General features: G+C 73.4%; 19 protein-coding genes. 9 read left to right on the forward strand and 10 right to left on the reverse strand.

Annotated elements, in window-relative coordinates:
- Positions 1-210: 210 nt before the first annotated feature.
- Positions 211-2,988, reverse strand: a complete 2,778-nt coding sequence (locus ACIQCJ_RS12415) for an AfsR/SARP family transcriptional regulator (RefSeq protein WP_402711329.1) — start codon at positions 2,986-2,988, stop codon at positions 211-213.
- 384 nt (positions 2,989-3,372) lie between these two features.
- Positions 3,373-3,882, reverse strand: a complete 510-nt coding sequence (locus ACIQCJ_RS12420) for an NUDIX domain-containing protein (RefSeq protein WP_391050159.1) — start codon at positions 3,880-3,882, stop codon at positions 3,373-3,375.
- 188 nt (positions 3,883-4,070) lie between these two features.
- Here ACIQCJ_RS12420 and ACIQCJ_RS12425 point away from each other — a divergent pair, with 188 nt between their 5' ends.
- On the forward strand, positions 4,071-5,213 hold the full coding sequence (locus ACIQCJ_RS12425; RefSeq protein WP_402711330.1) for an O-antigen ligase family protein: 1,143 nt from the start codon (positions 4,071-4,073) through the stop codon (positions 5,211-5,213).
- A gap of 76 nt (positions 5,214-5,289) precedes the next feature.
- On the opposite strand, the gene ACIQCJ_RS12430 is transcribed toward ACIQCJ_RS12425, so the two are convergent.
- Together ACIQCJ_RS12430 and ACIQCJ_RS12435 are read right to left on the reverse strand one after the other, a co-directional pair.
- A complete protein-coding gene (locus ACIQCJ_RS12430; protein WP_391050163.1) occupies positions 5,290-5,841 on the reverse strand; it encodes a hypothetical protein in 552 nt (183 codons plus the stop codon).
- Between the two features lie 46 nt (positions 5,842-5,887).
- Positions 5,888-6,649, reverse strand: coding sequence for an aspartate/glutamate racemase family protein (locus tag ACIQCJ_RS12435; RefSeq protein ID WP_391050165.1), 762 nt, complete (start codon positions 6,647-6,649; stop codon positions 5,888-5,890).
- A gap of 354 nt (positions 6,650-7,003) precedes the next feature.
- On the opposite strand from ACIQCJ_RS12435, the gene ACIQCJ_RS12440 reads away from it, so the two are divergent.
- Positions 7,004-8,161: a glycosyltransferase gene (locus ACIQCJ_RS12440; RefSeq protein WP_355344119.1), complete on the forward strand. Its 1,158-nt coding sequence runs from the start codon at positions 7,004-7,006 to the stop codon at positions 8,159-8,161.
- Between the two features lie 58 nt (positions 8,162-8,219).
- On the opposite strand, the gene ACIQCJ_RS12445 is transcribed toward ACIQCJ_RS12440, so the two are convergent.
- Positions 8,220-9,560: a TerD family protein gene (locus ACIQCJ_RS12445; protein ID WP_402711331.1), complete on the reverse strand. Its 1,341-nt coding sequence runs from the start codon at positions 9,558-9,560 to the stop codon at positions 8,220-8,222.
- 195 nt (positions 9,561-9,755) lie between these two features.
- Here ACIQCJ_RS12445 and ACIQCJ_RS12450 point away from each other — a divergent pair, with 195 nt between their 5' ends.
- The 4 genes from ACIQCJ_RS12450 (at position 9,756) to ACIQCJ_RS12465 (ending at position 14,525) form a co-directional block, all read left to right on the forward strand.
- The gene (locus ACIQCJ_RS12450) at positions 9,756-10,391 is read left to right on the forward strand and encodes a DUF6643 family protein (protein WP_402711332.1); all 636 of its coding nucleotides are present in this window, start codon (positions 9,756-9,758) and stop codon (positions 10,389-10,391) included.
- 53 nt (positions 10,392-10,444) lie between these two features.
- The gene (locus ACIQCJ_RS12455; RefSeq protein ID WP_402711333.1) at positions 10,445-11,272 is read left to right on the forward strand and encodes an MOSC domain-containing protein; all 828 of its coding nucleotides are present in this window, start codon (positions 10,445-10,447) and stop codon (positions 11,270-11,272) included.
- Between the two features lie 93 nt (positions 11,273-11,365).
- The gene (locus ACIQCJ_RS12460; RefSeq protein ID WP_391164135.1) at positions 11,366-11,995 is read left to right on the forward strand and encodes a hypothetical protein; all 630 of its coding nucleotides are present in this window, start codon (positions 11,366-11,368) and stop codon (positions 11,993-11,995) included.
- Positions 11,996-12,113: 118 nt separating this feature from the next.
- A complete protein-coding gene (locus tag ACIQCJ_RS12465; RefSeq protein ID WP_355343896.1) occupies positions 12,114-14,525 on the forward strand; it encodes a right-handed parallel beta-helix repeat-containing protein in 2,412 nt (803 codons plus the stop codon).
- Here the strand turns inward: ACIQCJ_RS12465 and ACIQCJ_RS12470 are convergent.
- Positions 14,495-16,912, reverse strand: coding sequence for a hypothetical protein (locus tag ACIQCJ_RS12470; RefSeq protein WP_402711729.1), 2,418 nt, complete (start codon positions 16,910-16,912; stop codon positions 14,495-14,497). The two genes, ACIQCJ_RS12465 and ACIQCJ_RS12470, sit on opposite strands and share 31 nt — an antisense overlap.
- A gap of 393 nt (positions 16,913-17,305) precedes the next feature.
- On the opposite strand from ACIQCJ_RS12470, the gene ACIQCJ_RS12475 reads away from it, so the two are divergent.
- On the forward strand, positions 17,306-18,151 hold the full coding sequence (locus tag ACIQCJ_RS12475) for a DeoR/GlpR family DNA-binding transcription regulator (RefSeq protein WP_188286022.1): 846 nt from the start codon (positions 17,306-17,308) through the stop codon (positions 18,149-18,151).
- Positions 18,152-18,265: 114 nt separating this feature from the next.
- On the opposite strand, the gene ACIQCJ_RS12480 is transcribed toward ACIQCJ_RS12475, so the two are convergent.
- From ACIQCJ_RS12480 to ACIQCJ_RS12490, 3 genes are all read right to left on the reverse strand, one after another.
- Positions 18,266-19,669: a hypothetical protein gene (locus ACIQCJ_RS12480; RefSeq protein ID WP_402711334.1), complete on the reverse strand. Its 1,404-nt coding sequence runs from the start codon at positions 19,667-19,669 to the stop codon at positions 18,266-18,268.
- A 126-nt stretch (positions 19,670-19,795) separates the two neighbouring features.
- A complete protein-coding gene (locus ACIQCJ_RS12485; RefSeq protein ID WP_402711335.1) occupies positions 19,796-20,509 on the reverse strand; it encodes a cytochrome b/b6 domain-containing protein in 714 nt (237 codons plus the stop codon).
- On the reverse strand, positions 20,493-21,182 hold the full coding sequence (locus tag ACIQCJ_RS12490) for a molybdopterin-dependent oxidoreductase (RefSeq protein WP_402711336.1): 690 nt from the start codon (positions 21,180-21,182) through the stop codon (positions 20,493-20,495). The genes ACIQCJ_RS12485 and ACIQCJ_RS12490 overlap by 17 nt, the downstream gene beginning before the upstream one ends.
- A gap of 349 nt (positions 21,183-21,531) precedes the next feature.
- Here ACIQCJ_RS12490 and ACIQCJ_RS12495 point away from each other — a divergent pair, with 349 nt between their 5' ends.
- A complete protein-coding gene (locus ACIQCJ_RS12495) occupies positions 21,532-21,939 on the forward strand; it encodes a RidA family protein (protein ID WP_402711337.1) in 408 nt (135 codons plus the stop codon).
- A gap of 54 nt (positions 21,940-21,993) precedes the next feature.
- Here the strand turns inward: ACIQCJ_RS12495 and ACIQCJ_RS12500 are convergent, their stop codons facing one another.
- Positions 21,994-23,223, reverse strand: a complete 1,230-nt coding sequence (locus ACIQCJ_RS12500) for a pyridoxal-phosphate dependent enzyme (protein ID WP_391050181.1) — start codon at positions 23,221-23,223, stop codon at positions 21,994-21,996.
- A 250-nt stretch (positions 23,224-23,473) separates the two neighbouring features.
- Between ACIQCJ_RS12500 and ACIQCJ_RS12505 the strand changes: the two genes are divergently transcribed.
- Positions 23,474-23,983 (forward strand): ATP-binding protein, encoded by a 510-nt coding sequence (locus ACIQCJ_RS12505; protein WP_391050183.1) that lies wholly within the window; start codon positions 23,474-23,476, stop codon positions 23,981-23,983.
- Positions 23,984-24,201: the final 218 nt, after the last annotated feature.

Consider the following 24,201-nt stretch of genomic DNA (forward strand, 5'->3'; position numbering starts at 1 on the left):
GGATCACAGGCGTGACACCGGCGCGGCCACCGGCGGGAATCGCCGAGGTGAACGCGCGGGTGCGGGGGTGTGCTCGCCCGGCGCCCGCGGCGCGGTCAGGGCGGCGAAAAGCCCCCGTGTGAAGGGGAGTTCCCCCACGGAGGCTGTTGTGGGGCAGGACAAGCCCCTGGGAAAACCGTGACAGACGCCTTCTGGTCCGTCAACCGGCGACTACAGGTGGGTCACCTCGCGCAGCACGGCGACCTCGCGGGGTTCGAGCCCTTCGAGAATGGTCAGGGCGGTGCGGCGGACCTCGGCCGCGGCGGCCGTGTCACCGGCGGCGTGATGGGTGTCACCCAGATAACTGAGCGTCACGACCTCCTCGGCGAGGTCGCCCAACGCCCGGGTGATCTCCAGCGACCGTTCGAAGGCATCGACGGCCTCCGCGTACTGCCCGAGCCCGTGGTGCGCGTAGCCCAGATTGTCCCAGGCGACCGCCTGCATCGGCCGGTCGCCGAGCACGCGGTAGAGCGCCAGGCCCTGCTGACACTGCGTCAGGGAGGCGGCGAAGTCGCCGAGCCTGCCCAGCAGCCAGCCCGCCGCGTTACGGGCCCGCGCCTCGCCGTGCTGGTGCGCGACGACGTTGAACAACTCCGCTGCCTGCTGGGCGTATTCGAGCGCTTCCTGGTAGCGGCCCCGGTGTTCGAGCACCGAGCTGAGGCCGAAGTAGGTGTGCGCGAGACCGGTGCTGTCGTCGAGGTCGCGGTAGACCCCGGCGCAGTGTTCGAGGTGGGTGAGGGCGGCCGGGTACGCGACCAGCCACGAGTAGCTGGTGCCGAGACCCCGGTGCACGCCGGAGCGCCGGGGGCCCCAGGGGTCGGGCGGCGACGCCGGGTTGGGGCCGCGCCGGTCGCAGACGCCCATCAGGATCCAGCCGAGCCGGTCGGAGTGCACGTCGAAGCCGTTGACATCGGCCTGCGTGACGGTGGCCATCAGGACCTGCTCCTCGGCCTCCATCCACTCCGCAGCCCGCCGCGCGTCGGCGAGCGTCTCGGGCACCGCGCCCGGCTCCGGGTCCCCCAGCGTCAGCGGGATCGGCACCGGGCTCAGCAGCCTGGCCGCCGCGTGGGCGGTGTGCAGGTAGTGGTCGAGCACCCGCAGCAGGACCGTACGGCGCTCCGCCTCGCTGTCGTGCGTGGCGGTCAGCTCACCGGCGTACGCGCGGAGCAGGTCGTGGAAGGTGAAGCGTCCCGGCACATGCTCCATCACCAGGTGGGCACGGGTCAGGTCGTACAGCGCGCGGCGCGCCTCGGCGACGGTCACCCCGGTCAGGCTCGCCGCGGCCGGGACGGTGATGTCGGGTCCCGGGTGGACCGACAGCAGCCGGAACATCCGCCGGGCGGACTCCGACAGGTGCCCGTACGACCAGGAGAAGACCGCGCGCAGGTCGGTGGAGGCGTCGCCGATGTCGAGGGTGTCGAGCCGGTGGCGTACGTCGCGCAGCGCGGCGACCAGGTCGGCGAGCGACAGCCGGGGCGAGACGAGGGCGCGGGCGGCGGCGATGCTCAGGGCGAGCGGCAGCCGGGCGCACAGCTCGACCAGTTCGGCGGCGGCCTCGGGTTCCGCGGCGGTGCGCTCGGGGCCGAGGCGGCGGGCCAGCAGGTCCAGCGACTCCACCGCGCTGAGCAGGTCGAGGGTGACGGGGGTGGCGCCCTCGGCGGCGATCAGGCCGGTCAGTTGATTGCGGCTGGTGATCACCACGGCGCAGGAGGTGCTGCCGGGCAGCAGCGGCCGGACCTGGTCGGTGTCGCGCGCGTTGTCCAGGACGATCAGGACCCGGCGGCCCGCCAGCAGGGTGCGGTAGAGCGCGGCGCGGGCGTCCAGTTCCTCGGGGACGCTCTCGGCGGGCACCCCGAGCGCGTCGAGGAAGCCGCGGATCGCCTCGACCGGCGCCAACGGGCGGGAGCCGGGAGCGAATCCGCGCAGATTGACGTGGAGCTGGCCGTCGGGGAATCGCTCGGCATTGCGCTGCGCCCAGTGGATGGCCAGCGTCGTCTTGCCGATGCCCGCGGTGCCGTCGATGGCCGAGATGACGGCGGTGCCGCCGAACTGCACGGCGTGGTCGAGGAGTTCGTCGAGGAGCTTGAGCTGTCTGCGGCGGCCGGTGAAGTGCCGTGAAGCGGCGGGGAGTTGGCGGGGCACGCGGGCCGGGGCGGCGACCGGTCCGCCCTCCGTGGCGCGCGGCCTCTCGGGGGCGGCGACCGAGGGATCATTGGCGAGAATCCGCTGGTGCAGCAGGTCGAGCGCGGGCGGTACGTCCAGGCCCATCTCGTCGGCCAGGCGGGTGCGCAGCCCGTGGAAGGCGGCGAGCGCCTCGCTCTGCCTGCCGCCGCGGTGCAGTGCGAGCATGAGCTGGCTGACCGGCTTCTCGCGCAGCGGGTACTCGGCGACGATCGCGGACAGCGAGGCGACCACTTCCGTATGCCGCCCGAGGGCCAACTGGTGGTCGGTACAGGTCTCCTGGACCGCGAGCCGCCGTTCGTTCCAGGCCGCCGCCCTGGCCTCGATCACCCGCCCCGAGAGCCCGGCGAGCGCGGGTCCGTGCCACAACTCCAGCGCCGCGCCCAGCAGTTCCACGCACTCGGCGAGGTCGCCCGCGACGCGCGCCGACTCCGCGGCGGCCACCTGACGGTCGAATTCGGCACTGTCCAGAGCGCCTTCGCTCACCGCCATCCGGTATCCCGCGTCTCCGACGGCCGTGATGTCCCCGGTCCCGCCGGGAGCGGCGACCAGCGCCGAGCGCAGTCGCGACACCGCGTTGCGGATCTGCTTTCCGGCCGTGGCGGGCGGAGTCTCGTCCCAGAGGGCGTCGACGAGGTGGCTGAGCGATACGGTCCTGTTGGCTTCGAGGAGAAGCAGCGCGAGGACTCGCTGTTCCCTGGGCCCGCCGAGGGATATTCGGGTCCGACCGGACCAGGCCTCCAAGGCGCCGAGGACCCGAAACCTCACGCCGTCCCCCTTACCGGGCTCGCCCGGCGTTGTGATCGGAAACTGCATCATAGACCGCGGGCTCCAATGAGGACCAGTTGAGGACGAGTTGAGGCCGCCGTGCCCAATGCTTGAGCCAGGCCCTTCAGTTGAGTAGTCGATGTAGTCGATTGATTAGTCGATCAGTGCGGTGAAGGCAAACAAGCTTGGCGGTCTTCCGCCACCCAACGGGGGTGTGGCGTGAAGATCGGCTCGATGGCATACGCCTCGGGTCCCGGCGGCCGACGGCCGGGACACGCGCGGTGCCTCCCCTGGGCGAGGCCCGGGTTCGGAACCGGCACGGGGCGGCTCCGCACCTGGGCCTCGTTCGTACCCCCGCGCGGGCCGGTGTCCTCGGTGCGGCTGTTACGGGGCCGGGTATCCGGGGTGCGCCGCTCCCGGAGCGGTGGCGGGCGCGAACCACGTGGGGTCGTCGCGCAGCGCCATGTCGATCCGGCCGCGGGCGATCGGGCCGAGCGGCGGCAGTTCGTCCAGCGCGAACCAGCGCACGTCGAGCGATTCGTCGTCGTTCACCCGCGCCTCGCCGCCGACGGCCCGACAGCGCAGCACGATGTCGATGTACTGGGCGCGGTCGCCGTTGTCGTACCTCACCGGCTCGTTGGTGAAGACGCTCAGCACCTTCTCGACGACGGCGTGCACCCCGGTCTCCTCCTCGATCTCCCGGACGGCCGCCTCGGCGGGCTGCTCGCCCGGGTCGGGGATGCCACTGATGAGCGCCCATTTTCCGGTGTCCGTACGGCGGTTGAGCAGGATCCGGCCGCGGTCGTCGAAGACGACGGTCACCACACCCGGCAGGAGCAGCAGGGTGTCCCCCGCCTTCGCGCGGATGTCTCGGATGAATTCGGGAATCGCCATGCCCAGAGCGTACGAGAACGACGGTGAACGCCACACCAGCACCAGGTTTCCCACGTGGTGCCGGGTTCCCGTACGACGTATCCACAGGTCGGGGTGTCACCCGTTACGGTGGCGACAGACAGCGCCCACGCGGGGAACGCGGGTGTGACGGTACCCCGTCGCGCCCGGGTGGCAGGGGGTACCGGGGGATGGACACGACGGCCGGCGGGACGCCGGGCGCCACGCGTACGAAGGCGGCCGGGGCGCCGCGTCCGCCGCGGCGCGAACCGCGTCCGTACAGCGGCACCACCGACGCCGTCGGCATCGCCCTCCTCGTCTGCTGCGGCGTCTGGACGCTGATCGCCGCCGCGGGCCGCGCCGCCCGCCCCGAGGGCACCCTGCTCGCCATCCTCGCGGTCAGCGCCGGATACGCGGCCGGCCGCATCCTCGGCGCGCTGCTGCCGGTGCTCGCGCCCGCCGTCGCGGCCATGGCCGTACTCGCCCTGGTCCTCGTCCCGCCGAGCCGGCTGTCCGCGCACCCCGACGCGCCGCCGCTCGGCTATCCGAACGCCGACGCCGCGCTGCTGGTCCTCGCGGTCGGCGCCGCCTGCTGCGCCGCGTGGTCGGTCCGGGGCAAGGGGTGGCGGCTCGGGCTGCGGCTCGTGGCGGCGGGCGCCGCCGTCACCGCGCTCGCGCTGGGCTCGGCGGCGGGCTTCGCGGCGGGGATCGCCGTCGTCCTGTACTCGCTGGCCGCCGCCCGGATGCGGCGGCGGCTGCTCGGCCTGTGCGGGCTGGCGCTGGCCGCCGCGCTCGCCGTCGGCGGCAGCTACGCCGTCGCGGTCGACGCCCTGCCGTCGGGTCTGTCCGAATCGCTGACCGGCCAGCTCACCCAGCCGCGGGTCGAGCTGTGGCACGAGGCGATCGACCTGGCCGAGCGGCACCCGCTGCGCGGGGTCGGGCCCGAGCGGTTCACCGAGGAGAACGCCGGTCCGCCCGCGGACGCCACCACCGCCGTCGCAGCCTCACCGCCGTCCGCGCCGCTCCAGCTCGCCGCCGAGCAGGGCATTCCGGGCGCGGCGCTGCTCGCCGTCGCCTTCGGCTGGCTGCTGTACGCCCTGTGGCGCTCGCCGCGCCCGACCCCCGTCGTCCTCACCGCGGGCGCCGCCCTCACCGGGCTCGCCCTGCTCGCCACTGTCGACCACGTGCTCAGCTACGCCGTGGTCACGGCGGGAGCCGGGTTCCTGGCGGGCATGGCCACGGCCCGCCCTCTGCCGGACGACGGCTGCCCGCCGGTGGCCGGGTCGGCGTCCGGCCTCTTGCTGCCGGACGACGGATTCGGTCCACTGCGCTGACCGGGTGGCGCGGCCTCGGGGCCCGCCCCGGATACGGGTGTGCGGGCCTGGGCGTCTCCGGCCCGCGGGACGCGGGTCAGGCGCCGGAGGTGTGGCGGGCGGTGCGCAGCGTCAGCAGGTCGCGGATGGTGTCCACGGCGCCCTGCGCGTCGTCGACGGTGACCGTGAAGCGGCGACCGCTGCCGAGGTCGATGACCAGGCCCTGGCCACGGCGGACGACGACCGCGGTGCCCTCCTCAGGGCGCCAGCGGTAACCCCAGCCGCCCCAGTTGCGCGGGCTGACCAGGGGCGCGAGCTGGGCGCCGCTGACCTGCTCCAGCGGGATACGGCGGCGCGGCACTCCGATGTGGCCGCAGCGCACGTCGACCGCGTCGTGGTCGACCCGGACCCTGACGTGCGTGAAGGCGACCGTGCCGAACAGCACCAGCAGTCCGACGGCCACGCAGCCCACCACGGACATCACCAGCGGGGCCAGGCCCGAGGCGGCGTCGGGGCCTTCCACGGCCAGCTCGATGCCCAGCGCCATGCAGGCGGCGCCACAGGCGGCGAGCACCCATTGCATGCGGTTACGGGCCCGCCCCGTCCAGACGTGGGGCGCGCCGCTCTCCGGCCGAGGAGGGTGCGTCATGCTGTGAAGGGTACTGGGATACCCACCAGAAGGCAGCCCTATGCACTCAGGCGGTGGCGGGTGTCACCAATGAGGCGCCTTCGGCGTACGCCAGCGCCGCCGCGGGGAGCGGGGCCGACCGGCCGTTGAGGACGACCTCGATCCGGCCGCCGCCGGTCGCCCGGGCGGCGGACCCCGCACGGCGCAGCGCCTGCGCGGCGACGGCGTCCGCCGAGCCGTACAGCACGGCGCCGGGGACGGCCGCGGCGATCCGGTCGGCGACGAGTTCGTAGTGCGTGCAGCCGAGCACGATGGCCCGCGCTCCGGCGGGGGTCAGCGCCGCGGCGGCGGCGACCGCGGCGGCCACGGCCGCGGTGTCGCCGTGCTGCACGGCGTCCGCGAGACCGGGGCAGGGCACCTCGGTGATGTGCGCGCCGTTGCCGAATTCCGCGATCAGTCCGCGCTGGTACGCGCTGCCCGTCGTCGCGGGCGTCGCCCAGATTGCGAGGGAGCCGCCGGCCGCCGCCGCAGGCTTGATCGCGGGCACGGTGCCGACGACCGGCACGGCCGGTTCGAAGGCGGCCCGCAGCGCGGGCAGCGCGTGCACGGTCGCGGTGTTGCAGGCGACGATCAGCGCGTCGGGCCGGTGCGCGACCGCGGCCCGCGCGCACTCCAGCGCCCGCCCGGTCACGTCCTCCGCGCCGCGCGGACCCCACGGCATTCCCTCGGGGTCGGACGACAGCACCAGATCCGCGTCCACCCGCAGCCGCCGTACGGCCGCCGCCGCCGCGAGCAGTCCGATCCCGGAGTCCACCAGTGCGATCTTCACCCCGCCACTCTAGCGACGCCCCCCGCCCCGCCGCCGCGTCGCCACCCCCGACCCGCCCACGCCCCGATGCCGATCCCCGCACCGCCGGAGCCGCCGCCGCGCGGTGGTCGGGGGGGGTCGGCCCGCTCCGCGTCGAGGAAGGCGGGGCGCGCCGGGCGGCAGGGGGCCGCGCCCCTGCGGATGGGGCCATGGCGGCGGCCCGGACCGAGGCCGTCGCCGCCGCAGGCGGTGGGTACCGCAGCCGCCGGGCGGCCGTCGGCGGGCAGGGAGGCGCTCCGATCGGGCTTCGGGGAGGGCGGGGCGCGGCGGGTGGTGGGGGGTGGGTGCGGCAGACTGCGGGGCGTGACGGTGTTGATGGTGATCGCAGGGGTGTCGTTGCTGGCCTGGGTGTGGCTGGTGGTCGGGCAGGGGGGTTTCTGGCGGACCGATGTGCGGCTGCCGCGGCGGGGCGCGCTGGACGAGTGGCCGTCGATCGCGATCGTCGTGCCCGCGCGGGACGAGGCCGAGGTGATCGGGGTGAGCCTGCCGTCGCTGCTGGCCCAGGAGTATCCGGGCCACGCCGAGGTCTTCCTGATCGACGACGGCAGCACCGACGGCACCGGGGACCTGGCCCGCGCGCTGCACGACCGGCACGGAGGTCTGCCGCTGACGGTCTCCTCGCCCGGCGAGCCGCCGCCCGGCTGGACGGGCAAGCTGTGGGCGGTACGGCACGGCATCACGCTGGCCGCCGAGCGCAGCGGCCCCGACTACCTGCTGCTGACGGACGCCGACATCGCCCACCGGCCGGACAGTCTGCGCGAGTTGACGGCCGCCGCGGTCTCCCGCGACCTCGACATGGTCTCGCTCATGGCACGCCTGCGCGTGGAGACGGGCTGGGAGAAGCTCATCGTCCCGGCCTTCGTGTACTTCTTCGCGCAGCTCTACCCCTTCCGCTGGATCAACAAGGCCCGCTCCCGTACGGCCGCCGCCGCGGGCGGCTGCGTGCTGATCCGCGCGTCGGCCGTGGCCGCCGCCCGCGTGCCCGACTCCATCCGGCAGTCGGTGATCGACGACGTGGCGCTCGCCCGCGCGGTGAAGCGTTCGGGCGGCAGGATCTGGCTCGGGCTCGCCGAACGCGTGGACAGCGTGCGGCCCTACCCGGACCTGGGCGAGCTGTGGCGGATGGTCTCGCGCAGCGCGTACGCGCAACTCCGGCACAATCCGGCGGTGTTGCTCGGCACCGTGCTCGGCCTCGCGCTGATCTATCTGGTGCCGCCGCTCGCGGCGGTCGGCGGCGCGATCGCCGGGGCCTGGCCGCTGTGCGCGCTGGGGCTCGCGGCGTGGGCGGCGATGGCGGCCAGTTACGTACCGATGCTGCGGTACTACGGTCAGCCGTGGTGGCTGGCGCCGACCCTGCCGTACACGGCGGCGCTGTATCTGCTGATGACCGTCGACTCCGCGGTCGAGCACTACCGCGGCCGGGGCGCCGCCTGGAAGGGCCGCACCTACGCGCGGCCCGACGCCTCCGTCTAGGGCCTGTCCGTCGGCACGGAGCCCGTCGGGGCCCGCGCCAAGTCCCTTCAGCCACGCCTCACTTGCGGCCCGGCGTCCAGTTCAGGCCCCAGCCGTACGCGTAGTCCGTCGTGCGCTGCGGGCTCACGCCGCGCCTGGGCACCAGATAGCGCGCCTCGCGCCGTACGACGAGGTCGTCGCCCTCGCGGACCAGCAGCGCGAGGGCGCAGACGTTGGACTGCACGGTGCACTCGTCGAGGACGAAGTCGACCGGGGCGCCGTACTGCGGCTGGAGCGTGACGGTGGCGTGCAGTCCCGCGAAGCTGCGGGCGCCTTCGTAGATCGTGACGAAGACGAGGATCCGCCGGAAGTGGGCGGTGTGGTCGAGGTTGACGGTCAGATTCTCGCCGGACGCGCTGCCGCCGGTGCGGTCGTCGCCGTCGAGCAGGATGAACGGCGGCTGGTAGAGCGAGCCGAAGGCGTTGCCGAGGGCCTGCACCACACCCTTGCTGCCGTCGGAGAGTTCGAAGAGCGCGCACAGGTCGAGGTCGACGCCGCCGCCCTTGCGGAACCGCCCGCCGCCGCGGGCCGGGTCGACCCGCCAGCTCAGATTGACCCGCAACGCGCCCGTCGCGCCGCCCTGTTTGGTGAGCGAGACCGCCGGCGCGTCCTTGGTGAGCGTGACCTTGGACAGCCGTACCGGCGCGGGTGCCGAAGCCGGAAGGGGCGGCGTCATCGGGGCGGGTGGTACGACGGGTACGACAACGGTCGGCTCCGGAGCGACGGCACGCGTCGCCTCGGGCAGAGGGTGGGACATGGGCTCGGCCATGGGCTCAGGTACGGGATCGGGTACGGGATCGGGCACCACCTCCGGCAGCCGCTCCGGCAGTTGATCCGCCCGCAGCCCGTACGCGGCGCCCAGCCCCGCGAGCCCGGAGCCGTACCCCTGCCCGACCGCCCGGAATTTCCAGCCGCCGCCGCGCCGGTAACACTCGCCGAGGACGTACGCCGTCTCCGCCGTGGCCCCCTCGCAGTCGAAGCGCGCGACCTCCGCTCCCCCGTCGGTGACGCGCAGCCGCAGTCCGGGGATCCGGCCGAAGGTGCCGCCGTCGGAGCGGGCGACGATCAGCACGGAGGTGACGGCCGTTTCGACGGACGTGAGGTCAACCGAAAGAGTGTCAGTGACCGTGCCTGCGGCCGGGTCCGGATCCGGCGTTCCACCAGCCGCGTAGCGCACCGCGCCGGAGGGGTGCACGGGTGCGGCGGCGTGCACCAGATCGTCCGCATCGCGGGCCCCGGTGTCCGCCACGAGCAGCGCGCAGACCTCGGCGCGCGGGATGCCCGTACCCGCCCGCCTGGTGAACTCCACCTGGAGGACAGCCGTGGGCAGCGGCATGTTCTCGCCCTTGCGCAGCGTCATCGGATGCCCCCTCGCACGTGCGCCGAGACGCCCGGTAACACCAAGGACGCACGGCTTTTACCTGATCACATCATGAGACGCTGACCGTTTTCCCCGGATTCGCTCATATTGGGGACAGGACCGCGCAACACGCAGCGCAAACAACCCGCTAATCGGTCTCCCCAACGACCACATCGTGGGCTTAACTTATGGCTCATGAGCTCCCCCCGCGGTTCTTATGGTGGCGGCTACAGCGGCTACTACCCCTCGTCCTCGTCCTTCCCGGACACCCCGATCTACGACAGCCTCGTGGCCGAGCGAGGCACACCGCAGATCGCCCCCATCCGCGTGCCGTCCTACACCCCGTACGAGACAGGCACCGGATACAGCGGCTACCCCGGCAGCAACCTTCCCGCGCTGCCCGCCCTCCCGGCTCTGCCGTCGGGGCCGTCGGCCCCCTCGCCGCAGTACACCCAGCCGCAGCCCGCCGCGCAGAACGGCTACCCGACGCCCGCGTACCAGCCGCCGCCCGCGCCGTACATCCCGCAGCAGACCGCCGCCCCGCGCGGCGGCTTCAACGGGAACGCCTTCAACGGCGGCAATGGCGGCGCTTTCAACGGCGGCGGCTCCAACGGGACGGGCACCGGCAACGGTTACAGCAACGGCGGCGGGTACCCGGCGCAGCCGCCGCAGCCCTCCCCCTCCGGCTACGAGGCCGCGCGGCCGGTGCCGCCGCGTCCCGTACCGCCGCGGCAGGCGCCCGGCGGCCACCCGGAGGAGCAGTATCCGCGGCGCAATCTCGGCCAGGGTGTTCCCCCGGCCGCCGGGGGCGGCGGTTACTACCAGGGCTGATCAGGTACCTCCCGGGCCGATCGGCCCGGCGCGCGTGCTGGCAGGATGGCGGTATGACCTCGACCGTCCTCAGCGCGCTGCACATCTACCCGGTCAAGTCGCTGCGTGGAATCAGCATGCGGACGGCGGTCGTGGAGCCGTGGGGGCTCACCGCTGACCGCCGTTGGATGCTGGTCGACCGCGAGCGGGGCAAGGCCGTGACACAGCGGGAACAGCCGCGTATGGCGCTGCTGGCCGCCGAACCCGTGGGGGGTGGCGGTCTGCGGCTGACCGGTCCCGGGCTGCCGCCGCTCGATGTCGCCGTGCCTGAACCGGGTCCGCTGGAGACGGTGACGCTCTTCGCCCACAAGATCGAGGTCGTGCCCGCGGGGCAGGGGGCCGACGACTGGTTCAGCGGGTATCTCGGCCGCCCGGTGCGGCTGATGCACATGGACGACCCCGCGGTCCGGCGGCCGGTCGACCCCGATTTCTCCGCGCCGGGCGACATGGTCAGCCTCGCCGACGGCTTTCCGCTGCTGGTGACCACGACCGCCTCGCTCGCCGCCCTCAACTCGCTGATCGCGCAGGGCGAGCGGGCCGAGGAGGGCCCGCTGCCGATGAACCGCTTCAGGCCGAACGCGGTCGTGGACGGCACCGAGGCGTGGGCCGAGGACGACTGGCGGCGGGTACGGATCGGCGAGGTCACCTTCCGCGTCCCCAAACCCTGCGGGCGGTGCGTGATCACCACCACCGACCAGGGCAGCGCCGGGCGCGGCAAGGAGCCGCTGCACACCCTCGGCAAGTACCGCAGGATCGGTTCGAGTCTTGTTTTCGGCCAGAATCTGATCCCCGAGAACCCCGGAACCCTACGGGTCGGCGACCCGTTGACCATCGTGGAGTAACGCGTCGCCGCGGCGCTCCCGCGACCCCCGCGGATCCACACGCATGAGTCGCGCCGTTTGCGGTAGTTGAACGGGTGTGAAGGGGGTCCGTCCATGAATCGCCAGAGTCGGCAGCGTCACCGCACACGGCTCAGGAAGTTCGGCTGGCGGTGGCGGCGCAATCCGCTGCGGCGCCGCTCCGATCTCGTCGAGGCATGGCTCGGCGTGGCCACCGTGGTGCTGCTCTGCGCGACCCCCGCGCTCGGCTGGTGGGCGGGCAGTTCGGTGGACCGGGCCCTCCAGCGGGTGGTGCGCACCGAGAACGCGCAGCGGCGGCTGGTCCCCGCCACCGTGCTGGATCCGCCGGACACGACGACGCCCGCGGTCGCCGACAAGGTCGGCACCGCCGATCCGCGCCGCGGCGATCTGCTGCGCTGGAAGTCCCCGGACGGCGAATCCGTCTACAGCGCGACGGTGCCCGGCGACATCGAGGTCTGGCGCAAGGGCGGTATCTGGCTGTGGACGGACCGCTCGGGCGAACTGGTCGCGCCACCGCTGGATTCGGCCACCGCCGCCACGCACTCCGTGCTGGCGGGCACCGCGGCCGCGACGTCCGCCGCCGGATTCCTGATGATCGTACGGCAGTTGGTGATGTGGCGGCTGATGAGCCGCCGGCTGACGAGCTGGGAGCGGGACTGGGCCCGCGTCGGCCAGGACTGGGGCCGCGCGGGAGCGGGCGGCTGAGCGGCGCGACGACCGGGCGGGACCGCGGGCGGACCGGTGTTCGTCAACAGCCGCCTTCCGCGCACGCTACGGTGGGTCCCCGGTCAGCAGATGCAAGAGGTGGGGGCACAGCAGCCCGATGGCACATGGCGTGGTCCAGGTGACCAATCCGAACAGCTCGCGGTGGCGCCGCCGCACGGGCGAGTACGAGTCCCTGGCCGCCGCGGTCGAAGCGGCGGCGGACGGTGACATCCTCTCGGTGAGTTCAGGCACCTACCGGGAGAATCTGGTGCTGGACCGCGCGGTGACACTGCGCTGCGCCGACGGTGCCGGGACGGTACGGATCGCCCCGGCCTCGGGCGTGGCGCTGACCGTACGGGCCGCCGCGACCGTCCAGGACCTCGTGGTCGAGGGCCAGGACATCTCGGCCGCCGCGCTGCTCGTCGAGGCGTGCGCGCCCGAGCTGACGGGCCTGCGGATCAACACCCGTTCCGCCGTGGGCCTTGAGGTGCGCGACGGCGCCCGGCCCACGGTGCGGCAGTGCACGGTGGACAATCCGGGCGGCCTCGGGATCAGCGTGCTGGACGCCGCGGGCGGGCTGTTCGAGGAGTGCGAGGTGGTCGCCGCGGGCCAGAGCGGGATCGCCGTACGCGGCGGGGCCGCGCCGCGCCTCGAGCGCTGCCGGGTGCACAACACCTCGGGCTCCGGCCTGTCGGTGACCGGCGAGGGCAGCGCCCTGGAGGCGGTGGGCTGCGAGGTGTACGAGATCCGCGGCAGCGGTGTGCAGGTCTCCGCGCGCGCCTCCGCGCACTTCACCGACTGCCAGGTGCACCGCACGACCGGCGACGGCATCTCGCTGGACACCGACGGGGTGCTGGCGATGGCGGACTGCGACATCCACGACATCCCGGAGAACGCGGTCGACCTGCGGGCGCGTTCGGTGCTGACGCTGACCCGCTGCCAGGTCCGCCGCTTCGGCCGCAACGGCCTGTCGGTGTGGGACCCGGGCACCCGCGTGGACGCCAACCAGTGCGAGATCCACGACAGTACGGGCGACTACCCGGCGGTCTGGGTGAGCGACGGCGCCGTGGCCATACTGGATTCCTGCCGGGTCCACGACGTGCCGGACGCGCTCTTCGTCCTGGACCGGGGCTCGCGCGCCGATGTCGTGGACACCGACTTCTCGCAGATCCGCAACACCGCGGTGTCGGTGAGCGACGGCGCGAACGTCCAGCTCGACGACTGCCGGATCCGGGAGGCCGCCACCGGCGCCTGGTTCCGCGACCACGGCAGCGGCGGCACGCTCGCGCAGGTCACCATCGACGACACCGCGACCGGGGTGATCGTCACCAAGGGCGCCGACCCGGCGCTCGACCGGTGCACGGTCACCAACGCGGCCGAGTCCGGCATCTACGTCTCGGCCGAGGGCCGCGGCACCTTCACCGCCGTCCGGGTCACCGGCAGCCGCGGCTACGGCTTCCACATCATCGACGGCTGCCGGTCCACGCTGACCCGCTGCCGTACCGAGCGCTGCGCGCGCGGCGGTTACGAATTCGCCGAGCCGGGCCCGGTCACCGAGGACTGCACCAGCGACCGGGCGGCGACGGAGGCCGATCCGGTGCCGGTGCCCTCGGGCGCCGCGACCGTGCAGCAGGCCGCGGCGACACAGTCGTACGGGCTGCTCGGCGGTGTTCCGGAGCAGCGTCCGGTGGCCGAGACCGCGCCGCCCGAGCAGGTCGCGCGGGACAGCGACGACGTGCTCGGCGACCTGGACGCGCTGGTCGGCCTGGACAGCGTCAAGCGCGAGGTGCGCACGCTGATCGACCTGATCGCGGTCGGCCGCCGCCGCCAGGAGGCCGGGCTGAAGGCGCCCTCGCTCCGCCGCCACCTGGTCTTCACCGGCTCCCCCGGCACCGGCAAGACCACGGTGGCCCGGCTGTACGGGGAGATCCTGGCGTCGCTCGGTGTGCTCCAGCGCGGCCATCTCGTCGAGGTGGCGCGGGTGGACCTGGTGGGCGAGCACATCGGGTCGACGGCGATCCGTACCCAGGAGGCGTTCGAACGGGCCCGCGGCGGTGTGCTGTTCATCGACGAGGCGTACGCGCTGGCCCCCGAGGACTCCGGGCGGGACTTCGGACGCGAGGCGATCGACACGCTGGTGAAGCTGATGGAGGACCACCGGGACGCGGTGGTGGTGATCGTCGCCGGGTACACCGCGGAGATGGAGCGCTTCCTCGCCTCCAACCCCGGTGTGGCGTCGCGTTTCTCACGGACCATCACCTTCGGCGACTACACCGCGGAGGAGCTGCTGCGGATCGTGGAGTCGCAGGTCCTGGAGCAGGAGTACCAACTCGCGGACGACGCGGGCGAGGCGCTGCTCAAGTACTTCACCGCGATCCCGAAGGGTCCGGGGTTCGGCAACGGCCGCGCGGCCCGGCAGACGTTCGAGGCGATGGTCGAGCGGCACGCGGGACGGCTGGCGCAGGTCGAGGAACCCACGCACGAGGAACTCCAGTTGCTCTACCCGGAAGATCTGCCGGAGCTGCCCTGAGCGGGCAGCGCGGTCGGCGCCGGGGCGGACCGTACGGCCCGCTCCGGCCCTGACCGCGCCAACTCGGCGAGCAGCGCCGTGCGTTCCTCGGCGAAGGCCGGGTCGGCCTGGAAGTCCGAGTGCCCGAGCACCGGTTCCGGCAGCGGGTGGTACAGACTGCGGCCGTACGCGACGGGGTCGAGCAGCGGACCCCGGTCGACGTACGGCGCAGCCGAACTGCCGTGCTCGCCCTGTGCGTTGGAGCGGGCGCCGAGGTGGACGGGGCCGCCGATCGGGTCGGTGCGGCGCCACAGATTGCGCCAGGCGTGCATGTCGTCGTGCAGCGCGCGCAGCCGGTCGGGCCCGAAGTGGGCGGGGAACCAGCGGCCGTAGAGCCGGGCCAGCGGACAGCCGTAGGTGAGCAGGGCGACGCGGGCGCGGGTGGCCGGGTCGAGCTGCCAGACCGCGGCGGCGGCCAGGACGCTGCCCTGCGAGTGGCCGGACAGGATGATCCGGCCGCCGGTGCGCCGCGTCCAGGTCTGGATCCGCCAGCTCAGGTCGGGCACCGCGCGCTCGGCGTAGCAGGGCGGCGCGAAGGGGTGCGCGGCGCGCGGCCAGAAGGTGCCGACGTCCCACAGGATGCCGACCGTGCGGCGCGCGGAGGCGTCGCGGTACGCCCGCCGTCCCAGCGCGATCAGCGCCACCACTCCGGCGCCGACCATCCAGGAGCCGAGCGCCTGCGCGGTGCCGGCGACCGCGTCGAGGACGCCCGGCGCCCCGGCGGCGGTCTCCCCCGGTGTGCGGCCCGAGCGCAGGGCGCCCACGAGGGCCCCGGCGCCCAGGGCGAACGACGCCGCGCACACCACGGCGATCAGCGTCGGCGCACTGTCGGTCAGCCCGGCGCGGGCGAGGGTCCCGGCGATCTGCCGGGTCCTGGTCCTGTGGTGCGGCTCGTCCGGGTACATCCGCTCGACCTCCGCGCGCAGCTCCCGCTCCCGGCGCCGCAGCCGCCACATCACCGCGGCGGCGCACAGCAGGAGCACCGCGAGGACGGCGGGGATCACGGACGCCTCCCAGGTCAGCACGGCGGGCGGCCCGGCCAGCGAGCTGCCCTTCTCGCCGGGCGTCGGACCCCGGTCCAGCCAGTCCGCGCACCGCTGCGCCACCCCGCCGGTCAGCACTCCGCCCATCGCGCAGGCCAGCAGCGCGACGGCGGGCCCGGCGAGCCCGCGCAGCGCGACCCCGCGGTCGGCGGGCAGGCCGTCGGGCGCGTCGTCAGGCACGTCGTCAGGCGCGTCGTCAGGTGAATCGTCGGGCGCGTCGTTGGGCGCGTCGGCGGACCCGCGAGGGGTCGCGGACGTCGGCGCGTACTCCGGCGGAGGCGAGCGGTGCAGGAGCAGCGCCGTCACCGCGAGCGCGGCGATCAGCGCGCCCTGGAGCACGGTGAGCACGGTGAACGTCTGGGCGGCGGGCAGTCGTCCGGCGGAGGTCCAGCCGGGCCGGTGCCAGGCGCCGTAGACGACGGCCGCGGTCAGTGCCGCCGCCGTGCCGTTGAGCAGGACCCGCGTGGTGAGCCGGTCGGTGGTGTCGTCCACGTCGTTCTCGGTACGGCGGGCCCGGCACGCGGCGACGACGGCCGCCGTGCCGAGGACAGCGAGCAGCCCGGCGAGCGTCCAGCCGACCGCCGGGAGCGCCCGCCCGCCGTGCCCGTGGTCGTAGCGCAGGGCCGGGACGCACAGGGCGGCGGCGACGGTGAGCAGGCCGGCGGCGGTGTGGGCGGTGCGCAACCGGGCGACGGACCGGCGGCCGTACCAGAATCCGGGCAGCGCGAGGGCGGGGGTGCCGGAGCCGGGCGGCGGGGCCTGCCGGTCGTTCGGGCGCTGCGACTCGTACGCGTACCAGGTGCGGTGGGACAGCCACCACAGCAGGCAGGTCAGGGCGAGCGGTGCGGTGGCGGCCAGGGCGAGGCGGCGGCCGGGCTCGCTCCACCAGCCTCCGCGCTCGACGGCCGCGAAGCCGAGCCACGCCTTGTCGCGGGCGCAGGCGGCTCGGCCCGCGCACTGCCACGCGACGATGTCGAGGGCGACTTCGCAGGCGGCGGCGACCAGCAGCACGGTGAGGGTCAGCGCGATCAGCCGGACGAGGACGTCGTAGGCGCGGCGCAGCCGGTGCCGGGTGGACGGCGGGCGCATCCAGTGCGCAAGGTTGGCGATCATGAACGGCAGGAGCAGCAGCCACAGCGCGCGGCTGCCGTTGCCCGAGGTGAGGTTGGACCAGCAGTACGCCTCGGCCACCGGGCCGTCGCGGTGTTCCTCGGGGTGCTCCTCGGCGTCGGCGTCGCGGACGCGGCGGTGTATTCCGGCGATGTCGTCGCCCGCGACGCAGACGATGCGGGAGTCGTCGAGCATGAGGGCGGGGGTGGTGCCGCCGACTCCGTGGACGAGGAGTTCCAGCGCGAGCGTCTCGCACGTACCGGCTTCGGGTCCGGTGTTCGCCTCGGGTTCCGCTTCGGCTCTCGCCTCCGCTTCCGCCGCCCGCGCGTCCGTTCCGCCTTCCGCTCCCGCTCCCGTTCGTGGTGACACTGCGTCCCCCGTCCCTCGCTGTTCCCTCCGGTGGTGCCCGCCCGGCCCGTGGGCAGCCGTCAGGCCCGGCAGCCGTGCCGTAATCGTGATGTCGATGGTCGGAAGTCGTACCGGTCCGGTCACCTGACGTACACGCGATGTCGCCGCTCATGGAAAGATGACCGCAGCACGTCGGTGGACGGCATCGCGGACAACGAGACGGACGGGACGGGGTCACGGGTGAGCGACAACCAGAACCTGCTCGCGGAGCAGCGGCGGGCCCTGATCCTCGACGAGGTGCGGCGGCGCGGCGGTGTCCGGGTCAACGAGCTGACGCGGCGGCTGAACGTCTCCGACATGACGGTGCGGCGCGATCTCGACGCGCTGGCCCGGCAGGGTGTCGTGGAGAAGGTGCACGGCGGCGCGGTGCCGGTCGTCGAGGCCAGCAGCCACGAGCCGGGCTTCGAGGCGAAGTCGGCGCTTGAGCTGGGCGCGAAGGAGGCCATCGCGCGGGCGGCGGCGACCCTGGTCACGCCGGGCAGCGCCATCGCGCTCGCGGGCGGCACGACCACCTTCGCGCTGGCCCACCATCTGCTGGACGTGCCGGATCTGACCGTGGTCACCAACTCGGTGCGGGTCGCGGACGTCTTCCAGTCGGGGCAGCGGCGGACCGGCGCCCACAGCGGCGAGGCGAGCGCGACCGTGGTCATCACCGGTGGTGTGCGCACCCCGTCGGAGACGCTGGTCGGCCCTGTCGCGGACCGGGCGATCCAGTCCCTCCACTTCGACCTGCTCTTCCTCGGCGTGCACGGCATCTCCGTGGAGGCGGGCCTGTCGACGCCGAACCTCGCGGAGGCCGAGACCAACCGGCAGTTCGTACGGTCCGCCCGCCGCGTCGTGGTGATCGCCGACCACACCAAGTGGGGCACGGTGGGCCTGAGTTCCTTCGCCTCGCTGGAGGACGTGGACACTCTCGTGACGGACGCGGGCATTCCCGAGGTGCTGCGCGCGGAGATCGCCGAGCACCTGTCGGAGCTGATGGTCGCCGAGGAGCCGGAGGGCTCGACGGGCGCGGCCGACAACTGACCGCCCGGCTAAGGGTGTTCAGGGCTTCGGCTCAGTTCGTAGAGGGCTTCGGCTCCGGTCGTCCAGGGACTCGGCTCAGGCCGCCCAGGGACTCGACCCAGCCCGTCCAGCGGCTCAGCGGTATTCGGCGAAGCGTGCGCGCACGGCGAGGAGCACCAGCACACCGGCCGCGCCGAGCGCGCCCGCCGGGATCTGGGGCCAGCCCGCCAGATCGTCGTGGGCGGCCCTCGCGTGCGTGTCGAAATCGTCGAGCTGACGGCCCGCGAGGGCGTCCAGGGTGGTGGCGAAGTCCCAGAAGTCGAAGGCCACGTCACCGCGTCCGACATTGGTCAGGACAACCGCGGCCTCGTCCGTCCTGCCCCGCGACTTCAGTGACCGCAGCCGCTTGTCGTCGGCGAGGAAGTGGCCGTAGCGGGTGAGAACGTCCTCGTACGCGGCGCGTTCGGCCGCGGTGGCGTATCCGTCGGGGCTGAGCAGTGCGTCGAGTCGCTTGACCAGACCGTCGAACTGCCGCTGGTCGGCGACCCCGTAGGCGGCGTCGTGGACGAACCAGCGGCTCTCGCTCGCGGCGGCCTGCGCGGCGGTGGCGCGGGCCTCGGCCAGCCGGGACCAGGGGCGCAGCCCTTCGCGGCCGGCCGCGGTCACGGCGTCGGCGGACGAGGTGAGGGCGAGAGTGCCCACGAGGGTGACGAGCAGCGCGGCGACGGTGGCCGCGACCAGCGCCGGGTTGAACAACCGCCTGTAGTCGGTGGCCAGTTCCCACTGCCACCACAGGAGGAAGCCGAGCGTCAGCAGGCCGACGACACCGATGACCAGGGCCCAGCGCAGCGCGGCCGAGTGGGCCGCGGACTCCAACTGCGCCGCCTTCGCCTCGTACCCGGCGGACAGCTCCGTGGCCTCGGGCAGGAGCTGGTCGTGCATGATCTGCCCGGCCTGGACGTTCATCGCCACGGCGCGCGGCGGCGGGTGGCCCGCGGTGCGGTCGGGCTGCTGCTCGTCCACGTAGGCGGCCCGGCCGCCGAGGTCGTCGTAACGGCCGAGCCCGTCGAGCAGGTCCCGCACCCGGACGCTCTGCGAGCGGTCGGCGGCGAGCTGCCGCAGCAGGTCGCTGATTTCGGCGCGCCGCTGCTGCGCGGTGATCAGCGCGATGAGCTGGTTGCCGACCTCGACCTGTGCGTCGGTGGCGGATCTGCCCGGTGCGAGGGTGTCGGCCCGCTGGGCGTCCAGGTCGGCCAGGGCGAAGCGCAACTGACCCGCCACGGCGGCCCGTTGGGTCACCGCGTCCCGCAGCCCCGCGGTGTCCGACCGTACGCCGATCGCCCCGGCGACCGCGACGGCGCACAGCGCGGCCAGCAGCGCCAGCGCCGTCACGGCCCTGGTACCGAGCCGCCGCGGCCCGGCCTTCCCCCGTCGAAGGCCGCGCCGCGGCGCGCGTATCGTCTCCGGTTGCCTGACCGTTACGGCCACCACCGCCGGCGGGTCGCCCGCCGGGGGCCGCGTCACCTGAGACGTCGTCATGCGGCGACGCTAGGCGCGTCCCGCGAAACCCCGGTGGCCCCGGAGCGACCGCCCGGTGTCCGGCCCGTAACAGAACTGCCGCGAAAGGTACGTGCGACCGCGAACCGGCCACGGGCGCACCGGAGTTCAGCGCAGCCCGCGCGCCGTGGTCTTCCCCGTCTTCCCCGTCCTCCCCGGAGCACGGCCGCCGCCGCTCCCCTCCCCGTCACCCTCGGTCGGGGATTCCGGCTGCCACAGCGGGTGTTCCTCCTTGATCCACCAGCGCGGTACGTAGCCGGTGCGCAGGCCGCGCCGCGCCTCGGGGTCCTTGCTGGCGAACCAGACGTGTCCGGTGATCCCGGCGGCCAGCAGGAGCGCCAGCCAGTCGTGCACGAAGGTGGCGCCGGTGCGGTAGAGCAGCGGGGACATCCGGGGGAACCACATGATCAGCCCGCTGCCGATCATCACCAGCACCGCGCCGACGCTGAAGGCGGCGAAGAGCTTCTGGCCCGCGTTGAACTTGCCCGCCAGGCTCGGCTCGCGCCTGCGGGTGCGCAGCGCGGCGCGCAGCCAGCGCCAGTCGTGCGGGAAGAACCGGCCGAGCCCGCTCGCGTCCCGGCGGAAGGCACGCGAGGCCAGTCCCAGGATCACCGGTACCGGGAGCAGGATGCCGGACCACTCGTGGACGGTGACGACCAGCCGTCTGCGGCCGACGATCTCCGACAGCGGCGGGAAGTACAGACAGGCGGCGGTGAACACGCACACGCCCATCAGCCAGGCCAGTGAGCGGTGCACCCAGGTCTCGGCGCGGGTGAAGCGGCGCAGCCCGGTGACGGCCCGTGCCTCACGTAGTCGGGTCATCATGGCGGCCGTTCGACGTGCCGACCCATCCGTCCACGTCATAGCCGTAGTGCTCCCAGTAGCCGGGTTCGACGTCCTTGGTGACCGTGATTCCGGACAGCCACTTGGCGGACTTGTAGAAGTACATGGGCGCGGCGTAGAGCCGTACGGGTCCGCCGTGCGCGTCGGTGACGGGCTTGTCGTTCATGGTGAGCGCCACCAGCATGTCGGGCCGCCTGGCCTGCTCCATGGTGAGGCTCTCGGTGTAGACGCCGTCGAAACAGTTGAAGCGGATCGCCCCGCCCTTGGCCTGGACGCCCGCCGCGTCGAGCAGGGTGGACAGCCGCACCCCGGAGAATGCGGTGCTCGGCACCCGCCAGCCGGTGACGCACTGCACGTCGTGCACCATCCGCACCTGCGGCAGCGCCCGCAGATCGGCGAGGCGGTACGAGACGGGCTTGTCGACGAGGCCGCCGACGGTCAGCCGGTAGTCGTTCTCGCCCCGGTGCGGGATGGAGTTGGACACCGAGTAGAAGCGGAAACCGCCGCCGCCGGGCAGCAGTCCGGTCACCCCGGTGGGGTCCTTGGCGCTGACCGACGCCAGGATCGTGTCGAGCTTGCCCTGGACGGCGCTGCCCACGCCGACGCCGACGGCGCCGAGTCCCAGCATGCCGAGGATGACTCGGCGACCCACGGGGGTGCCGCGCCCTTCCGATTCCGCGCCTTCCGGGGAGTCCTGAGCGTCCTGCGAGTCCGGGGTGTCCCGCGGTTGCGGGGTGTCCGGCGTTCTGGGGGTGTCCGGCGATTTCGGGGTGTGCGGGACTGCCGACGGCGGAAGCGGTTCCGGTGACCTCACCGGGTGGGACGTGCTGTCTTCCATTCCTCGATTCGAGCACGCCGGAGGCCCGCTGGCCAGGGTCGGCGGCACTCCGTCAGAGTTTCGTCACATCCGGGTCCGTTTATCCGCGTCCGCTGTGCGTTCCGCGAGGTCGCGGCGGGTGCGGGTGCGGGGACCGGCACCCGGCTGTGCCACCATGCCGGTCATGGATGACAAGGATCAGTCGGGCATCGCGCACTACGAGCGGCCGGAGGGGCTGCCGCCGGTCAACGGGTACAGCCACGCGGTGGCGTTCACCGGGCGCATGGTCGCGGTGTCGGGTCAGGTGCCGCTCGACGCGGACGGCACGCTGGTCGGCGAGGACGACGCCGAGGCCCAGATCCGGCAGGTGTTCGTCAATCTCGTGGCGGCGCTGGCCGCCGCGGGCGCGACGCCGGACCGGATCGTGAAGCTCACCGTCTTCCTCACCGATCTCGCCGACCTCGCCGCCTTCCGGCGGGTGCGGGACGAATTCCTGGCCCCGCAGAGGCTCCCCGCGTGTTCCCTGGTACGGGTCGCCGGGCTGGTCAACCCCGCGTTCCGGGTGGAGATCGACGCGCTGGCGGCGATCTGATCAGGCACTGGGTCCGGCGCCGGACCGCGCGCCGACCTCGTATCTGACGTGGCGTCAATCCGGCCGACTGCCGTCCGCCAGAAAGGCGTCGATCGCCGCCGCGTACGGCGCGATGTCCAGGCCCTGCGCCGCGAGCCAGGCGTCGGAGTAGTACTTGTCGAGGTAGCGGTCGCCCGGATCGCAGATCAGCGTGACGACGCTGCCGGTGCGACCCTCCGCGACCATCTCGGCGATGATCTTGAAGGCGCTCCACAGCCCGGTGCCGGTGGAACCGCCCGCCTTGCGGCCGATGGCCGTGTCGAGGGCGCGTACGGCCGCGACCGAGGCGGCGTCCGGGACCTTCATCATGCGGTCGATCGCGCCGGGCACGAAGCTCGGCTCCATGCGCGGCCGTCCGATCCCCTCGATCCGTGAACCCCGCTCGCAGGAAACGGACTTGTCACCGGTCAGCCAGCCGTCGAAGAAGCAGGAGTTCTCCGGGTCGGCGACGCAGATCCGCGTGTCGTGCTGCATGTAGTGCACATAGCGGGCGATGGTCGCCGAGGTGCCGCCGGTCCCCGCGGTGGCGACGATCCAGGCCGGGTCCGGGTACCGCTCACGGCGGAGCTGCTGGAACATCGACTCGGCGATGTTGTTGTTGCCGCGCCAGTCGGTGGCGCGCTCGGCGTACGTGAACTGGTCCATGTAGTGACCGCCGGTCTCGGCCGCGAGCCGCGCGGAGACCTCGTAGACCGTGCGCGGGTCGTCCACGAGATGACACCGGCCGCCGTGGAATTCGATCAGCCGCTGCTTCTCGTGCGCGGTGGTGCGCGGGAGGACCGCGACGAAGGGCACGCCGATGAGACCCGCGAAATAGGCCTCGGACACGGCGGTTGAGCCGCTGGACGCCTCGATGACCGGCTTGCCGGGGCGGATCCAGCCGTTGCACAGCCCGTAGAGGAAGAGCGAGCGGGCGAGGCGGTGCTTGAGCGAGCCGGTCGGGTGGGTGGACTCGTCCTTGAGGTAGAGGTCGATGCCCCACGACTCGGGCAGCGGGAAGCGCAGCAGGTGGGTGTCGGCGGACCGGTTGGCGTCGGCCTGGACCTTGCGGACGGCTTCCTTCAGCCAGGCGCGGTAGCCGGTGTCGGTGCGGTCGACGTCCACCGTGCCTGTACGGCCGCCCGCCCGGTCACCCGCCCCGGCCGCTCCGGTCGCCCCCGCCGCTCCGGCCCCCTCGGCGGTTCTTCCCGCGCCGCTCGCCCCGTCCGATCGCTCGCCGGTCTCGTCCGAATCGTTCGCGTCCATGCCGTGGATCATAAGCCTCTAAACCACCGGAAAGCGGTCCAGCACTGGCCCGTCGGCCTTTGCGCAGGCGGGCGACGGTCCCGGAAGTTGCGGATTCGGCCACCTGGGGAGACTCTGAAATCGCATCACGGAGTGCTGTAGCAGTCACTCTACGCATTTTCGCTCAGGTGTTCCCATCGGAGCGGCGTACGTCCCGGACCCGCCCCGCGGTGTTCCGGCCCCCGCCGCGGAGGGAGTCGCAGCCGTGATCATGCAAGCCGACCAAACCGACAGAGAGTGTGCGCTCGAACTCGACGCGCATCCGTACCGGATCCAGCAGATCCGGCGCATCGTGTCCGCCCAGCTTCGCTACTGGCGTCTCGACCCGCTGATCGACGCGGCGTCGCTCGGCATCAGCGAACTGCTCGCGAACGTCCACCGCCACGCCAAGCCCGACAAGCACTGCTCGGTGCGTCTGTCGCACGCGTCCGACCGCCTCACGGTGGCCGTCACCGACAACGACCCGAGGCTGCCGAAGCTGGCACCGGCCGCCGCGGAGCCGCTGGCGACCGCCGGTCGCGGGCTAGCCATGGTGGAGGCGGTGAGCGACAGCTGGGGCACCGATCTGCTGCCCGAGGACGGCGGCAAGGTCGTGTGGTTCGTGCTCCGCACACCGATGCCGCGGCCGTCGCTGGTCCCGCTGCGTGCCGCTGTGGCCTTCGAGCCCCCGCGTGAGCGCATCGCCGCCGTCGCCGCCAGTATCGCCGTACCGGTCGCCTGACCGACCCGGTGCGCAGGCCGCCCGTCACGGCGATCCCGTACGGTGCCTGCGCGGCGATCCGCGAGGCCACGGAACCGGCCGTCGTATCCCCCCGTGCGGATACGACGGCCGGTCCGTCTGTGCGCGCGCTCCTCCGCCGTGTCCCGCTGTCGTGTCCCGCTGGCGTGTCCCGCTGGCGTGTCCCGCTGGCGTGTCCCGCTGTCGTGCCGGGCCGCCGT

This window comes from Streptomyces sp. NPDC093221 (genome assembly GCF_044753885.1).
Taxonomy (GTDB): domain Bacteria; phylum Actinomycetota; class Actinomycetes; order Streptomycetales; family Streptomycetaceae; genus Actinacidiphila.